General features: G+C 36.9%; 12 protein-coding genes and 1 tRNA gene. 12 read left to right on the top strand and 1 reads right to left on the bottom strand.

The features are described from left to right. Nucleotides 1-99 precede the first annotated feature (99 nt). The 4 genes from K7G79_RS10065 (at nucleotide 100) to infB (ending at nucleotide 4,951) form a co-directional block, all read left to right on the top strand. Nucleotides 100-172: transfer RNA gene (locus tag K7G79_RS10065), tRNA-Gln, on the top strand. 290 nt (nucleotides 173-462) lie between these two features. Beyond that, nucleotides 463-924, top strand: coding sequence for a ribosome assembly cofactor RimP (rimP, locus tag K7G79_RS10060; protein WP_223551451.1), 462 nt, complete (start codon nucleotides 463-465; stop codon nucleotides 922-924). Nucleotides 925-938: 14 nt separating this feature from the next. Next, nucleotides 939-2,171, top strand: a complete 1,233-nt coding sequence (gene nusA / locus K7G79_RS10055; protein WP_223551450.1) for a transcription termination factor NusA — start codon at nucleotides 939-941, stop codon at nucleotides 2,169-2,171. Between the two features lie 65 nt (nucleotides 2,172-2,236). Then, entirely contained in the window at nucleotides 2,237-4,951 is a 2,715-nt protein-coding gene (gene infB / locus K7G79_RS10050) for a translation initiation factor IF-2 (protein WP_223551449.1), read from the top strand. A 65-nt stretch (nucleotides 4,952-5,016) separates the two neighbouring features. Here infB and K7G79_RS10045 read toward each other — a convergent pair whose 3' ends face one another. Further along, nucleotides 5,017-5,400: an SPOR domain-containing protein gene (locus tag K7G79_RS10045; RefSeq protein ID WP_223551448.1), complete on the bottom strand. Its 384-nt coding sequence runs from the start codon at nucleotides 5,398-5,400 to the stop codon at nucleotides 5,017-5,019. 215 nt (nucleotides 5,401-5,615) lie between these two features. On the opposite strand from K7G79_RS10045, the gene K7G79_RS10040 reads away from it, so the two are divergent. From K7G79_RS10040 to K7G79_RS10005, 8 genes are all read left to right on the top strand, one after another. Beyond that, entirely contained in the window at nucleotides 5,616-6,911 is a 1,296-nt protein-coding gene (locus K7G79_RS10040; RefSeq protein ID WP_223551465.1) for a cytochrome c3 family protein, read from the top strand. Nucleotides 6,912-6,945: 34 nt separating this feature from the next. After that, nucleotides 6,946-10,056, top strand: a complete 3,111-nt coding sequence (locus K7G79_RS10035) for a TAT-variant-translocated molybdopterin oxidoreductase (protein ID WP_223551447.1) — start codon at nucleotides 6,946-6,948, stop codon at nucleotides 10,054-10,056. 66 nt (nucleotides 10,057-10,122) lie between these two features. Further along, nucleotides 10,123-11,571 carry an NrfD/PsrC family molybdoenzyme membrane anchor subunit gene (gene nrfD / locus K7G79_RS10030; RefSeq protein WP_223551446.1) on the top strand — a complete coding sequence of 483 codons (1,449 nt, stop codon included), beginning with the start codon at nucleotides 10,123-10,125 and terminating at the stop codon, nucleotides 11,569-11,571. A gap of 8 nt (nucleotides 11,572-11,579) precedes the next feature. Continuing rightward, a complete protein-coding gene (locus K7G79_RS10025) occupies nucleotides 11,580-12,110 on the top strand; it encodes a DUF3341 domain-containing protein (protein ID WP_223551445.1) in 531 nt (176 codons plus the stop codon). Between the two features lie 8 nt (nucleotides 12,111-12,118). After that, on the top strand, nucleotides 12,119-12,670 hold the full coding sequence (locus tag K7G79_RS10020) for a cytochrome c (RefSeq protein ID WP_223551444.1): 552 nt from the start codon (nucleotides 12,119-12,121) through the stop codon (nucleotides 12,668-12,670). Between the two features lie 20 nt (nucleotides 12,671-12,690). After that, nucleotides 12,691-14,040, top strand: coding sequence for a quinol:cytochrome C oxidoreductase (locus K7G79_RS10015; protein WP_223551443.1), 1,350 nt, complete (start codon nucleotides 12,691-12,693; stop codon nucleotides 14,038-14,040). A gap of 32 nt (nucleotides 14,041-14,072) precedes the next feature. Beyond that, nucleotides 14,073-15,146: a cytochrome c oxidase subunit II gene (locus tag K7G79_RS10010; protein WP_223551442.1), complete on the top strand. Its 1,074-nt coding sequence runs from the start codon at nucleotides 14,073-14,075 to the stop codon at nucleotides 15,144-15,146. A 23-nt stretch (nucleotides 15,147-15,169) separates the two neighbouring features. Beyond that, the gene (locus K7G79_RS10005; protein WP_223551441.1) at nucleotides 15,170-16,960 is read left to right on the top strand and encodes a cbb3-type cytochrome c oxidase subunit I; all 1,791 of its coding nucleotides are present in this window, start codon (nucleotides 15,170-15,172) and stop codon (nucleotides 16,958-16,960) included. The last annotated feature ends 171 nt before the right edge of the window (nucleotides 16,961-17,131 follow it).

Here is a 17,131-nt window from a genome sequence, read left to right as displayed (position 1 = left end):
AAGTATATTTAAGTAAACGTTAAGTTTTTGCGATTATTTTTACTAAAAAATCTTGTGCAAATAAAACTTTGTGCTAAATTTGCACCCTCAAATAGGTATTGGCCTATGGTGTAACTGGCAACACGTCTGGTTTTGGTCCAGAAGAGTCTAGGTTCGAGCCCTAGTAGGCCAACGTAAATTGAAGCCCTAATCTTGAAAAAAGGTTAGGGTTTTTTTGTGGGTTTTTAAAGATTGTATGGCGAGAAGTTTATTCAATGTGAGGCCAAGGTGTCCTGTCGATGTGCTAGGCTTTTTGATGAATATGACGGCGTAAATTAAATGTACCTATTCGTATTTTGTGTCGGGATATTTTATTTCGTTTGTAATCTGTATAATAATTAATTAAAATATTATATATTTGCAGCGTTGAAAGAAAAAATTAAATATGAGGGGACGGGAAGTCCCCTCTTTTTATACTGAAAAATGTTTAATACTGCGGTTGAAGATTTATTGAATAACGCCTTGACTGAAAGGAGCGATTTGTTCCTTATTGATTTTACGATTTCAAGCGATAATAAGATTAAAATTATTATTGATGGCGATCAAGGTGTAACTGTTGAGGATTGTATGTTTGTAAGTCGTGCGATTGAACATAATTTGGACCGAGAGGAACAGGATTTTTCATTAGATGTTATGTCTGCTGGAGCAACATCTCCCTTAGTAAAAAAAAGACAGTATAAAAAACACATAAACCGAACACTTAAGTTAAAGACCGTTGGAGAAACGATTGAAGGTACTTTGACTGGTGCAACCGATAAAAATATTATATTAGAGTGGAAAGTTAGGGAACCTAAACCTGTTGGGAAAGGTAATGTAACTGTAAAAAAGCAAGCAAGTATTGCTTATGAAGATATTGTAGAAGCAAAAGTTATGATTAAATTTTAATTTAGTAAAGCGTTATGGAAAATGTTGCGTTAATTGAGTCTTTTTCAGAATTTAAAGACGATAAATTAATAGATCGTGTAACCTTAATGGCCATCTTGGAAGATGTTTTTAGAAGTGCCTTAAAGAAGAAATATGGTGATGATGATAATTTCGATATTATTGTAAACCCAGATAAAGGAGATTTAGAAATTTGGAGAAACAGGGTGGTAGTTGCTGATGGTGAAGTAGAAGATCCTAACCAAGAAATATCATTGTCAGAAGCCCGTAAGATAGAGCCCGATTTTGAAGTAGGTGAAGATGTGTCTGAAGAAGTAAAATTAATTGATTTGGGAAGGCGTGCTATTTTAGCTTTACGTCAAAACCTAATCTCTAAAATTCACGAGCACGACAATACCATAATTTATAAGCAATTTAAGGATTTAGTAGGCGAGATTTACACGGCTGAAGTACATCATATACGTCATAGAGCTGTGATTTTATTGGACGATGAAGGCAACGAAATTGTATTGCCAAAGGATAAACAAATTCCGTCTGATTTCTTTAGAAAAGGCGATAATGTTCGTGGCATTATAGAAAGTGTGGAGCTTAAGGGAGCAAAACCAGCTATTATCATGTCCAGAACGTCTCCAATATTCTTAGAGAAGTTATTTGAACAGGAAATTCCTGAAGTTTTCGACGGGCTTATTACTATTAAAAATGTAGTAAGGATTCCAGGTGAAAAAGCAAAAGTAGCGGTAGATTCTTACGATGATAGAATTGACCCTGTGGGAGCCTGTGTTGGGATGAAAGGGTCTAGAATTCATGGTATAGTACGTGAATTGGGTAACGAAAATATCGATGTTATTAATTATACCAATAACCTTCAGTTATTCATTACAAGAGCATTAAGTCCGGCACGTGTAACTTCTATTAAGATTGATGAGGAGACCAAACGAGCTGAGGTGATTTTAAAACCAGAGGAAGTTAGCAAGGCTATTGGTCGTGGCGGACACAACATTAGGTTGGCCGGTCAGTTAACAGGTTATGAGATTGATGTGTTTAGAGAAGGGGCAGAAGAAGATGTTGAATTAAGTGAATTTTCTGATGAAATTGATACTTGGATCATCGAGGAGTTTAGTAAAGCAGGATTGGACACGGCAAAAAGTGTTTTAGAACAAGATGTCGATGATTTAGTAAAAAGAACAGATCTAGAAGAAGAGACCATTAAGGAAGTTATTAGAATTTTAAAAGAAGAGTTTGAAGATTAAAAGGCTGTTCAATCTATGATTGAAACAGTATAAATAGATATATTTGAGTATTTTAAAGGCAATTTATGGCTGAAACAATTAGATTAAATAAAGTATTACGCGAGCTTAATATTTCTTTGGACCGCGCTGTAGAATTTTTGGATTCTAAAGGTGTGGAAATAGAAAAGCGTCCCACAACAAAAATTTCTGAAGCGGTTTATCAAATTCTTTCCAATGAATTTGAAACCGACGCCAACAAAAAAATGGCGTCCCAAGAAGTTAGTGAGGCTAAACAAAAAGAAAAAGATTTGCTGCGAGAGCAACGTGAGCGTGAACTGGAAGAAAAACAAAAAGAATTAGCCAAAAAAGAAGAGGTTGTAAGAGCGACCAAAACACTTTCTGGCCCTAAGCAGGTTGGTAAAATAGATTTGAATCCTAAGAAGGAAGAAGTAAAAAAAGCTGCCCCAAAAGAAGAGGTTATTGAGCCAATTAAGGAAGAAGTAAAAAAAGCTGCTCCAAAAGAAGAGGTGCCAGTAAAAGTTGCTGCAAAGGAAACTAAAAAAGAGGTCCCTCCAAAGCCTAAAGTTAAGACGCCTCCAGTTGATGAAGCTCCAGTTGCAGAAGAAAAGGTTGAAACGAAATACCAAAAACTTACAGGGCCGAAAATTGCAGGTGATAAAATAGACTTATCTCAATTTAATAAGCCAAAGAAAAAGAAGGAAGATAAAAAGGAGAGTAAGGAAGATTCAAAAAATAAAAAGAAACGTCGCCGTATAAGTAAAGCAGCTGGCCCAAATGAAAATAGGGGTACTGGCCCAAGAGAAGATCGATCTAGCGGAGGAAGGTTTAAAGGGAAACAAGGACAAGGCCGTAGAAATGTTGTAAAAGAAGAACCTAGTGAAGAGGATGTAAAAAAACAAGTACGTGAAACACTTGAAAAACTTCAAGGAAAATCAACTAAAGGAAAAGGGGCTAAATATAGAAGGGATAAGCGAGATCAACACAGGGAACAATCGCAACTTGACCAAGAACAACAAGCAGCAGAAAGTAAAACTCTAAAGGTTACCGAGTTTGTAACGGCTAGTGAGGTTGCAACTATGATGGATGTTCCTGTTACTCAAATTATCTCAGCATGTATGTCACTAGGTATGATGGTAACCATGAACCAACGTTTGGATGCGGAAACTTTGTCTATTGTTGCGGAAGAATTTGGGTATAAAGTAGAGTTTGTTACTGCTGATATAGAGGAAGCAATCGAAGAGATAGAAGATAAGCCCGAAGATTTAAAACCCAGAGCGCCAATTGTTACCGTTATGGGGCACGTAGATCATGGTAAGACATCGCTTTTAGATTACATACGCGAGGAAAATGTAATTGCAGGGGAGTCTGGAGGGATAACCCAACATATTGGAGCTTATGGTGTTCAATTGGAAGATGGTCAAAAAATAGCTTTCTTGGATACACCGGGTCACGAAGCCTTCACGGCTATGCGGGCTCGTGGAGCACAAGTAACCGATTTAGCTATTATTGTAGTAGCTGCAGATGATGATATTATGCCACAAACTAAGGAGGCGATATCACATGCTCAAGCGGCAGGTGTGCCTATTGTTTTTGCAATTAACAAAATTGATAAGCCCGATGCCAACCCAGACAAGATTAAAGAAGGTTTGGCTAACATGAATTTATTGGTAGAAGATTGGGGTGGCAAAATCCAATCGCACGATATTTCGGCTAAAGTAGGAACTGGTGTTAAAGAACTTTTAGAGAAAGTATTGCTGGAAGCCGAATTATTAGAATTGAAAGCCAACCCTAATAAACCAGCTTTAGGGACTGTAGTTGAAGCCTATTTAGATAAAGGACGTGGTTATGTTTCTACCATATTAGTACAGGCAGGATCATTACGTGTTGGAGATTATGTGTTGGCTGGTCAACATAGTGGTAAGGTAAAAGCCATGTATGATGAAAGAGGCAAAGATGTAAAAGAAGCGGGCCCATCAACACCAGTATCTATTTTAGGATTGGATGGTGCACCACAAGCAGGAGATAAATTTAATGTATTTGAAGATGAGCGCGAAGCGAAGCAAATAGCCGCTAAGCGTGCCCAATTGCAACGCGAGCAATCCGTGAGGACACAACGTCATATAACGTTGGACGAAATTGGACGTCGTATCGCTTTAGGTGATTTCCAGGAGTTGAACATTATTCTTAAAGGAGATGTGGACGGTTCTGTAGAAGCATTAACTGATTCTTTCCAAAAATTATCAACTGAAGAAATCCAAGTTAACATTTTACACAAAGGTGTTGGGGCTATCACAGAAAGCGATGTGTTGTTAGCGTCTGCATCTGATGCTATTATTGTAGGATTTAATGTGCGCCCGGTAGGTAATGCCAGAACTATTGCGGACAAAGAAGAAATAGATATTAGAACGTACTCAATTATTTATGATGCCATCAACGACCTTAAGGACGCTATGGAAGGAATGCTTTCTCCAGAACTCAAGGAAGAAATTACGGGTACTGCAGAAATCAGGGAAACCTTTAAGATATCAAAAATTGGTACTATTGCAGGATGTATGGTCACCAATGGTAAAATATACAGGAACTCAGGTATTCGATTGATTCGTGATGGGGTAGTTGTGTTTACTGGAGAATTGACCTCTTTAAAACGTTTTAAAGATGATGTTAAGGAAGTAAGCAAAGGTTATGATTGCGGTATGCAAGTTAAAAACTACAACGATATTAAAGAAGGCGATATTATAGAGGCTTTTCAACAAGTTGAGGTTAAAAAGAAATTGAAATAATTTGATTAAGTGTGATCAATAAAAAAGGGGCTAATTAGCCCCTTTTTTATTAAGGTATTCATGTATTATTTCTTTGGCTTAAAAATAAAAGCACTGGGAAATTTTTGCTTGATCTGTTTAAGTGCACGGTCTGCTTCTAAACGCGTTCTAAAAGCACCAACCCAAATTTTATAGTTAGGTTCTTCATAGGCATCTATTGCTTTCCAGTCTGAAAAAGCATCGTTAAATTCTTTTTGAACTTGATAAGCTTCTACTCTTGCTCCCGAATAAATCTGAATTTTATAATAATCATTACTATTCTTATTCATTTCTTTTTTTAATTCTAGCAAAGCATTTATGGAGCTGTCTTGATTTAAGATTACCCGACCTTGTTGAGCGTTCATAAAACTAATTGAAGTACAACAGGTTATAACAATAAACAATAAGGTTTTATAAGTTAGTGATTTCATGATTTATGATAATTTATACAAATGTATACGATATTAACAAAAATGCGGACTTTTTATTATTTAGAATTTTTCTAAATTAGCTATTAACAGATACCTAACATTTCTATAATCGACTTTAAATATTACTTTTGCGACAGATTTTTTTAAATGTGTTTTTTTTTATTCAATCAATGAAAAAATCATACCAAAGTTTAGAAGTTAATTTAACCAAAAATATGATACAGGTAAATTACCGTAAATTAAACAATAGCTTAGTTCGTTTTGGCTTAATCGTTTTATTCGCATTTACAACAACGCTTTCTGCACAAGAAGGTGATTCTGCAAAAGGTAAAGCTCTATTTAATGCAAACTGTGCCGCTTGTCATAATTTAGATAAGAAAATGACTGGTCCAGCATTACGTTTTGTTGAACAACGTTTGGCTGATGATGAAGGTTTGGATAGGGAATGGCTTTATGCTTGGATTCGTAACAGCCCTGCTATTATCAAATCTGGGGACGCCTATGCGAACAAAATTTATAATGAGTATGGTGGAGCTGCTATGACTGCATTTCCTCAGTTGTCGGATGAGGACTTGAATAATATTTTAGCCTATACGGCTGAAGAAAAGGCGGCACCACCTATATCTGCGTCTGGAGGGGAAATTTCAGGACAATCTACAGGTACTTCAGGAGGTGTTTCAAACGAAATTATTTTAGGAGCTTTAGCTATACTATTTGTTTTGTTGGCTTTAGGATTGTATTTGGTAAACAAAACGTTACGTCGTTTTGCTGAAGCCCAAAAGATTGAACTACCAGAGGAGTCTAAAAGAACACCGCTTTGGAAAGCTTTTGTGCAAAATCAATTTTTAATGTTGGTAGTAGCTATCTTCTTTTTATTGGCTAGTGCCTACTATGTGTATGGATATTTAATGCAGGTTGGTGTAGATCAAGGTTATCAACCCGTACAACCAATTCACTTTTCACATAAAATTCATGCTGGTGATAATGGGATTGATTGTAAATATTGTCACTCCTCGGCACGCGTTAGTAAAACTTCGGGGATACCATCGCTAAATGTATGTATGAACTGTCACAAATCTATTTACGAATATAAAGGAGAAATTTCTCCAGAGTATAGTAAGGAATTCTATGATGGAGAAATTCAAAAATTATATACAGCTGCTGGATGGAGTGATGCCGATCAAAAGTATACTGGAGAATCACAACCTGTAAAATGGGTGCGTATCCACAACTTACCAGACTTTGTGTATTTCAATCACTCACAGCACGTTTCTGTTGCAGGTTTGGAGTGTCAAACCTGTCATGGGCCTGTAGAAGAAATGGAAATTATGTATCAACATTCCTCGCTTACCATGGGATGGTGTGTTAACTGTCATAGAGAAACTAACATTAAAGTAGAAGATAACGCTTACTACGAGAAGATTCATGAGCAATTAAAGAAAAAGTACGGTTTAGATAAACTTACAGTGGCTCAACAAGGTGGTTTAGAATGTGGAAAATGCCACTATTAATAAATTTAATTAAGAAGTAATTCAATTATATAATATGTCATCAAACAAGAAATACTGGAAAAGTGTTGAAGAGCTAAACGAGAATAGCTCTATTGTTGAGACTCTAAAACAAAACGAGTTTGTAGAAGAAATTCCCACGGATGAATTTTTAGGCGATAAGGCTGCTTTGGAGTCTACTTCTACTACACGACGCGATTTCTTAAAATATGTAGGGTTTAGTACAGCTGCGGCTTCGTTGGCAGCTTGTGAGGGTCCTGTTAAAAAATCTATTCCTTATGTGGTTCAACCTAACGAGATTATTCCAGGTGTAGCGAATTACTATGCGACTACAATTGCAGATGGATTTGATTTTGCTAACATATTGGTTAAAACACGTGAAGGACGTCCTATTAAAATAGAAAATAACACTTTAGCCACAACCAATGGTAGTGCCAATGCTAGGGTTAATGCTTCTGTTTTAGGATTATACGATAGCCTAAGAGTTCAGGGGCCTAAAAAAAGCGGCGAATCAATAACTTGGGATGAGTTTGATGCAGAAACCGTTAAGACCCTAGATAATCTAAAGGCCGCCAATAAAAAGATTGTGTTGTTAACACAAACTTTTGCCAGCCCTTCTACTCGTAATTTAATTGCAGATTTTAAAGAGGAATATGGTAATGTACAACATGTTGTATATGATGCCGTATCAGAATCAGCTGCTTTAGATGCTTTTCAAGCTAAATACAAACAAAGAGCTTTAGCTAATTACGATTTCTCTAAGGCGATGACTATAGTGTCTGTTGGAGCTGATTTCTTAGGTGATTGGCAGGGTGGTGGATTTGATTCTGGTTATTCTAAAAACAGAGTACCAGATCATGGTAAGATGTCACGCCATATTCAATTTGAATCGAATATGTCACTTACAGGAGCTAACGCCGATAAGCGTATTCCATTAACACCAACACAGCAAAAACTAGCTTTAGCAAAATTACATAGCTTGGTAACTGGTAAAAATGTTTCAGTTACATTGCCGGAAGCTATTGAGTCTGCTGTAGCAAGTGCAGCTTCACAACTTAAAAAGGCCGGAAGCAAAGGAGTTGTGGTTACGGGTATTCAAGATGTAAATGCCCAAATAGCTGTTTTCGAAATTAATGAGGCATTAGCTAGCGAAGCTTTTGATACAAAATCGGCTATAAAAACTAGAGCAGGAAACGATAAGGAAGTTGCTCAATTAGTTGCCGATATGAAAGCAGGAAAAGTAGGGGCTGTTATTATGAGTGGAGTTAATCCAGTTTATACGCTACCAAATGCTTCAGATTTTGTTGAAGGTTTGAAACAAACAGACCTTTCTATTACATTTTCAATGAAAGAGGACGAAACGTCTTCTCTTACACAATACATTGCAGCAGCGCCACATTACTTAGAGTCTTGGGGCGATGTTGAAATTAAAAACGGACATTACGGTTTAATGCAGCCTACTATTCGTCCGTTATTCGAAACAAGACAATTTCAAGAAGCCTTGTTGAAATGGACTTCAAATGATATTTCTTATAACGATTATATAAAAGTCATTTGGGAAGAAGATATTCTTAACGGTAATTCATTTAACCAAGCCCTACATGATGGTTTATTTGTATCTGAAGTTAAAGAACTAGAAGATATTGATGAGCTTGAAGGGGTGGTTGAAAACAATGCCGTTGAAACACCTTCAACAAACCCAGCTCAAGCTTTGGTAGCTACAACAAAAGCTGCTACTGGTCTTGAATTGACTTTATATACTAAAACAGGTATGGGTGATGGACAACAAGCCAATAACCCATGGTTACAAGAATTCCCAGATCCAATTACAAGAACTGCTTGGGATAACTATTTAACAGTTTCTAATGCGGATGCGAAGGAGCTTGGTTTAACCAACACTTATGTAGCCAATGGAGCCTTAAACAGTAATTATGCTAAAGTTAGCATATCTGGAAATGAGCCAATAATAGTTCCTGTAATTATTCAACCTGGTCAAGCAAAAGGCTCTGTAGGATTAGCATTTGGTTATGGGAAGACCAAAGGCTTAAAGACTGAAATGCAAGTAGGGGTTAATGCTTACGCTTTGTACCAAGATTTTAACAATGTGCAGGATGTTGCTATTGAAGCTGTTGGAGGCGAACATGAATTTGCTTGTGTGCAGTTGCACAATACCTTGATGGGTCGTGGCGATATTGTTAAGGAGACTACCTTAGAAGTTTTCAATACAAAAGATAAAAAATATTGGAATGCTGTTCCTGTAGTGTCTTTAAATCACGAAGAAACGCCTGTAACATCACCAGAGGTTGATTTATGGGATGAATTTGATCGTTCTATTGGACATCATTTCAATTTATCTATCGATTTAAATGCCTGTACTGGTTGTGGTGCATGTGTTATAGCATGTCATTCTGAAAACAATGTGCCTGTAGTTGGTAAAACTGAAGTGCGTCGTAGCCGTGATATGCACTGGTTAAGAATAGATAGATATTACTCTTCAGAAGACTCTTTTGAGGGAGATAATGAGAAGAAAGATAATATTTCTGGTTTAGGAAGTTCTTTAAGTGAGTTTGGGGAAATGGAAAGTGCTTCAGAGAACCCTCAAGTAGCCTTCCAGCCTGTAATGTGTCAGCACTGTAACCACGCACCTTGTGAAACGGTTTGCCCGGTTGCGGCAACCTCACATGGTCGTCAGGGACAAAACCATATGGCATACAACCGTTGTGTAGGTACAAGATACTGTGCCAATAACTGTCCTTATAAAGTACGTCGTTTCAACTGGTTCCTATACAGTAATAATGATGAGTTCGATTACCACATGAACGATGATTTAGGGCGTATGGTATTGAATCCAGATGTAGTAGTGCGTTCTCGTGGTGTCATGGAAAAATGCTCAATGTGTATCCAAAAAACACAAAAGACTATTTTAGATGCCAAGCGTGATGGACGTGAAATTATGGATGGTGAATTCCAGACTGCATGTTCTGCAGCATGCAGCAATGGTGCTATGGTGTTTGGTGATATTAACGACAAGCATAGTAAAGTTGCAAAATTAAGAGAAGATAACCGTATGTACCACTTGTTGGAACACGTAGGCACAAAGCCAAATGTGATGTATCAAACTAAAGTGAGAAATACAACAGAAGCATAAATTAAGTATAAGTTAGAAGTATAACAACTTTTAATCTTTAAGCAATAAACATTTAAACAATAAAATATGGCGTCTCATTACGAAGCACCTATTAGAAGACCTTTAGTTACAGGCGAAAAATCATACCATGACGTCACTGTGGATGTAGCAAAACCTGTAGAAGGAAAAGCAAATAAACATTGGTGGATAGTTTTTGGAATTTCACTAGCCGCTTTTCTTTGGGGTATTGGATGTATCATTTATACGATATCTACAGGTATTGGAACTTGGGGTTTAAATAAAACCGTAGGATGGGCCTGGGATATTACTAACTTTGTTTGGTGGGTAGGTATTGGTCACGCAGGGACATTGATTTCTGCAGTGCTATTGTTGTTCCGCCAAAAGTGGAGAATGGCTATTAACCGTTCTGCCGAGGCCATGACGATTTTCTCGGTAATTCAAGCGGGACTGTTTCCAATTATTCATATGGGACGACCTTGGTTAGGTTACTGGGTATTACCAATACCAAACCAGTTTGGTTCGCTTTGGGTAAACTTTAACTCACCTCTTCTTTGGGATGTATTTGCGATTTCAACCTATTTATCGGTTTCCTTAGTGTTCTGGTGGACAGGTTTATTACCAGATTTTGCCATGATTCGTGATAGGGCAATAAAACCATTTCAAAAGAAAATATATTCATTATTGAGCTTCGGTTGGTCAGGTCGTGCTAAAGACTGGCAACGTTTTGAAGAAGTTTCATTAGTCTTGGCAGGTTTGGCAACCCCTTTAGTGCTTTCTGTACACACCATTGTATCGTTTGACTTTGCTACTTCGGTAATCCCTGGATGGCATACCACTATATTCCCGCCATATTTCGTTGCAGGTGCGGTATTCTCGGGATTTGCTATGGTAAACACCCTGCTTATCATCATGCGTAAAGTGTGTAACCTAGAGGATTATATAACGGTGCAACACATTGAATTAATGAATATCGTAATCATGATTACAGGTTCAATTGTAGGGGTGGCTTATATAACTGAATTGTTTATTGCATGGTATTCAGGTGTAGAGTATGAGCAATATGCCTTCTTGAATAGAGCAACAGGGCCTTACTGGTGGGCTTACTGGGCCATGATGACTTGTAACGTATTCTCGCCACAGTTTATGTGGTTCAAAAAGTTAAGAACAAGTATCATGTTCTCTTTCATAATCTCAATTGTAGTAAATATAGGTATGTGGTTTGAGCGTTTTGTAATTATTGTAACGTCGTTGCACAGAGATTATTTACCATCATCATGGACGATGTTCTCGCCTACCTTTGTAGATATAGGTATATTTATTGGAACTATAGGGTTTTTCTTTGTGCTCTTCCTATTATATTCTAGAACGTTTCCTGTAATAGCACAAGCTGAGGTAAAAACCATTTTAAAATCTTCTGGAGAGAAATATAAAAAGTTGAGAGAAGCAGGTAAAAGCCTAGTAGGAGCGGGCTCTGATGAAAGAACTTCTGGAAGTAATAACCAAACAAAAAATTAAGGTAGCATATGGAAGCTTCAAAAGTAATTCACGCTATTTATAACGATGACGATATCTTGATGTCTGCAGTTAAGAAAGTTAAAGCAGAGAGACATCATATAGAAGAAATATATACACCATTTCCTGTACACGGTTTGGATAAAGCTATGGGATTGGCACCAACACGAATTGCCATAACTTCCTTTATGTATGGTTTGGTTGGGCTTACAGTGGCAATTGTAATGATGAATTTTATCATGATTGAAGACTGGCCTCAAAACATAGGTGGTAAACCAAGTTTTAGTTATTTGGAAAATATGCCTGCTTTTGTGCCAATCATGTTCGAGTTAACTGTATTTTTTGCAGCTCACTTAATGGTAATTACCTTTTACTTACGTAGTAGAATGTGGCCATTTAAGAAAGCTGAAAATCCAGATCCAAGAACTACAGACGATCATTTTTTAATGGAGATAGCAGTACATGGAAATGAAGAAGCTCTTGCAAGCTTGTTAAAGGAAACAGGAGCTGTAGAAGTAAATTTAATTGATAAAGCGCATTAATAAACCAGATGAGAAGCTTAATTAAAATATTAGTAGTGGCAGTCGTATTCGTGGCTGTGTCATGTAAAAAAGATAACGCACCAAACTATCAGTTTATGCCCAATATGTATGAATCTGTAGGATATGAAACTTATGGTGAAGCGGCTTTCCGAAACGGTGTTGAAGCACAATTACCAGCGGAAGGCTCTGTAGCCAGAGGTCACATTCCTTTTGATTTGGAAAATTCTACAGAAGGCTATGAATTGGCAAAAGCTACATTGACTAGTCCGTTAGATTCAACACAGGTTGATTTGGCTGGAGGTAAAGCACTATATGATATCTACTGTGGTATTTGTCATGGTAACAAAGGTGACGGACAAGGAAATTTGGTAAAGCGTGAAAAAATATTAGGTATTCCTAGTTACGATGATGCTGGGCGAGCAATAACCGAAGGGAGTATTTACCATACTATTTATTATGGTAAAAATGCGATGGGAAGTTATGCCAATCAGTTAAATGAGGAAGAGCGTTGGCAAGTTGTGGCCTTTGTTTTAAAATTGAAAGCCGATTTAGAAAAGTAAGACGATAAGATTATATAGATATGTACACATTTTCAAATAAATTAAAGACATTTTCAATCATTCTAATGGTTTTAGGTCTGTTGGGTGTTGGATATGGTTTTATGACATCTCATAAATCGTTTGAAGAAGTTGAGCATTTAATAGCTGCAGAAGAAGCACATCATGGTGGAAGTCACGGTGAAGCTGATGCACATGCAACTGCTCCATCACAAGACACACATGGCACTGATGAAGCCCATGAAGAGGTTGATTCACATAAAGAACATGTGGAGCATGTGATGCACCAAATTCATAATAGACCTTGGTCTGCACTTTACGTAGCCGCATTTTTCTTTATGATGATTGCTCTTGGTGTTTTGGCTTTTTATGCTATTCAAATTGCATCACAGGCAGGTTGGTCTCCAGTGTTGTTTAGGGTTATGGAAGGGATTACGTCTTACTTATTACCGGGAGCTTTAATTGTATTGGCTATAGCTATTTTAGCAGGTGATCACTTATTTGTTTGGATGAATCCAGACATGGTAAATCCAGAAAGTGAGCATTTTGATAAATTGGTTGCAGGTAAATCAGGCTGGTTAAATAAAACAGGATTTATTATTAGAGCATTATTGTTTATTGGTGGATGGAGTTTTTACAGATATATCTCTCGTAAATATTCTATAGCACAAGATACCGCTGAAAACAATAGTAACTTTAAAAAAGCATTTCGTTGGTCTGCTGGATTTTTAGTATTCTTCATTTATACGGAGTCTATGATGTCTTGGGACTGGATTATGAGTGTTGACCCGCATTGGTTTTCTACCTTATTTGGATGGTATGTATTTGCTAGTATGTTTGTTAGTGGTATAACCGTTATAGCTTTAATGTCTATTTACTTAAAATCGAGAGGTTATTTAGAATTTGTAAACGAAAACCATTTGCACGATGTCGCTAAGTTTATGTTTGCCATGAGTATATTCTGGACGTATCTGTGGTTCTCACAATTCATGTTGATTTGGTATTCGAACATCCCAGAAGAGGTAACCTATTTTGTGTCTCGTTTTAACGATTACAAATTACCATTCTTAGGCATGGTGGTCTTAAACTTTGTATTCCCTATATTAATGTTAATGAATGCAGATTACAAGCGTATTCCTTGGTTTGTGGTTATGACAGGTATCGTGATATTGTTTGGTCATTATGTTGATATTTTTAATATGATTATGCCAGCAACCGTTGGAGACAGATGGTTTATTGGAATTCCAGAAATTAGTTCCATTTTACTTTTCGCTGGTTTGTTCATATTTATTGTGTTTACGGCGTTAACCAAGGCACCATTATTGGTACAGAGATACCCTTTTAAAAAGGAAAGCGAAGAGTTTCATTATTAATATAAAGATTTAAATAAAGAAGAACGATAACAATGACTACTTTATTAACCATAATAGTTTTAGTATTTATTTTAATTGCCATTTGGCAAATGGTAAAGATTTTCGATTTGGCACAGGCCAAAACTGAAAATGCCATTCCTGGAGTAGCCACAGATAAGGACAATTCCATAAATGGGTATTTAATGATGGGGTTCTTAGCATTTATTTATGTGATAACCATTGTATGTTGTGTGAAATGGGGTGATTTACCTTTATTGTCTAATTCGGCTTCAGAGCATGGTCCTACTATCGACAATCTAATGATAGTGTCTTTAGTGATCATTTTTATTGTTCAAACCATAACTCAGTATTTGTTACACTATTTTGCTTTTAAATACAAAGGTGAAAAAGGTAAAAAGGCCTTGTTTTTTGCAGACAATAATAAATTAGAAGCGATTTGGACTATTATCCCAGTAATTGTTTTGGCAGGCTTGATTATCTATGGATTGAATACATGGATAAACATTATGGGCGTTGATGAAAGTGATGATCCATTAGTGGTGGAGTTATATGCACAACAGTTTAACTGGAAAGCCAGATACGGCGGTTCAGATAATACCTTAGGAAAAGCAAATGTACGTTTAATAGACATCGATCGTGCTAATATCTTGGGGCTGGACGAATCTGATCCGGATGCACAAGATGATATCATCACTACCGAGTTACACTTACCTGTAGGGCGTCCAGTATTATTTAAAATGCGCTCCCAAGATGTGTTGCACTCGGCTTACATGCCCCATTTTAGAGCACAAATGAACTGTGTGCCAGGTATGATTACCCAATTTGGCTTTACACCTACAATGACTACCGCTGAAATGAGACAAACACCAGAAATGGTTGAAAAAGTTGCCAATATCAATAGAATAAGAGTTGAAAATAGCAAAGCACTTGTAGCAAAAGGAGAAGAGGCTTTAGATCGCTATGAGTTCGATTACCTATTAATTTGTAATAAGATTTGTGGTAAATCACATTACAACATGCAAATGAAAATAGTAGTCGAAACCCAAGAGGAATATGAAGCTTGGCTAAAAGAGCAAAAAGAATTTAAAAACTCTCTAATTAACTAAAAAGATAAAAACGATATAAGATTATGTCAGCACAAGCAGATACTCACGCTCACGACGACCATGGACATCATCATAAAGAAACTTTTGTAACTAAATATATTTTTAGTCAGGATCATAAAATGATTGCCAAACAGTACCTCATTACAGGTACCATCATGGGTGTTATAGGTGTTATAATGTCATTAATGTTCCGTATGCAAATAGCATGGCCCGAAGAGCCTAATGTGTTATTTGAAGCTTTATTAGGCAAATGGGCACCAGGCGGTGTCATGGATGCTGATATTTATTTGGCTTTAGTTACTATACATGGAACTATAATGGTATTTTTTGTATTAACAGCTGGTTTGAGTGGTACGTTCAGTAATTTGTTAATTCCATTACAAATTGGTGCTCGCGATATGGCGTCAGGATTCCTTAACATGGTATCCTATTGGTTGTTTTTCTTGTCTAGTGTGGTTATGGTAATTTCTTTATTTGTTGAAGCTGGGCCTGCAGCAGCAGGATGGACTATTTATCCTCCATTAAGTGCCCTGCCAATGGCACAGGGTGGCTCTGGTATGGGGATGACTTTATGGCTGGTGTCTATGGCTATTTTCATTGCCTCTTCATTATTAGGATCGCTTAACTATATTGTTACCGTAATCAATTTACGTACAAAAGGGATGTCTATGACAAGATTACCGTTAACCATATGGGCTTTCTTTATTACGGCAATTATTGGTGTGGTATCATTCCCAGTATTATTATCTGCAGCGCTTTTGCTGATAATGGATAGAAGTTTTGGTACCTCATTTTTCTTGTCAGATATATTTATTCAAGGTGAAGTTTTGCATTACCAAGGGGGGTCTCCAGTATTGTTCGAACACCTATTTTGGTTTTTAGGGCACCCAGAGGTTTACATTGTAATACTGCCTGCTATGGGACTGGTTTCTGAGATTATGGCAACCAATTCCCGTAAGCCGATATTTGGTTACAGAGCGATGATTGCATCTATTTTAGCTATTGCCTTTTTATCAACTATAGTATGGGGTCACCACATGTTTGTTTCAGGTATGAACCCATTCCTAGGATCTGTATTTACATTTACTACTTTATTAATTGCTATTCCATCGGCGGTAAAAGCCTTTAACTGGATTACCACCATATGGAAAGGTAATTTACAGATGAACCCCGCTATGTTATTCTCTATTGGTTTTGTGTCTACATTCATTACAGGAGGTTTAACAGGGATTATCCTAGGTGATAGCGCATTAGATATTAATGTTCATGATACATACTTTGTGGTAGCGCATTTCCATTTAGTAATGGGTATTTCGGCTTTATATGGAATGTTTGCTGGTATTTACCACTGGTTTCCTAAAATGTTTGGTAGAATGTTGAACAAAAATTTGGGATATATTCATTTTTGGGTAACTGCTGTTTGTGCTTATGGTGTTTTCTTCCCAATGCACTTTATAGGCATGGCAGGTTTACCAAGGCGTTATTATACTAATAGTAACTTCCCACTGTTCGACGATCTGGCCAATGTAAATGTTATTATTACCATTTTTGCTTTAATAGGAGGGGTTGTTCAAATTGTTTATTTATATAACTTCTTCGGAAGTATATTCTTTGGAAAGAAAACAGTTCAAAACCCTTGGAGATCAACTACTTTGGAGTGGACAGCGCCCATTAAACATATTCATGGTAACTGGGAAGGTGAAATTCCTCATGTACATCGTTGGTCATACGATTATAGTAAACCTGGACATGATGACGATTTCGTACCTCAAAATATACCGCTTAAGGACGGTGAAGAAGAATTGCAACATTAGTATGTTATATAAAATAAACACAGTGAAGTGATTAATCTCTGTGTAAAAGATACTAGCCTTTCCAAAATGGAAAGGCTTTTTCGTTATATTTGTTCATGCTGAATTCCTGACTGGTGGACAGGAAAGGTATTTCAGGGTAATCACTTTTATATGTAATTCTGAACGAAGTGA

Origin of the sequence: Aestuariivivens sp. NBU2969 (assembly GCF_019931125.1) — a bacterium.
GTDB lineage: Bacteria > Bacteroidota > Bacteroidia > Flavobacteriales > Flavobacteriaceae > Aestuariivivens > Aestuariivivens marinum.
Note: the sequence above shows the minus strand (reverse complement) of the source record. Positions and strands in the feature narration are given on the sequence as shown.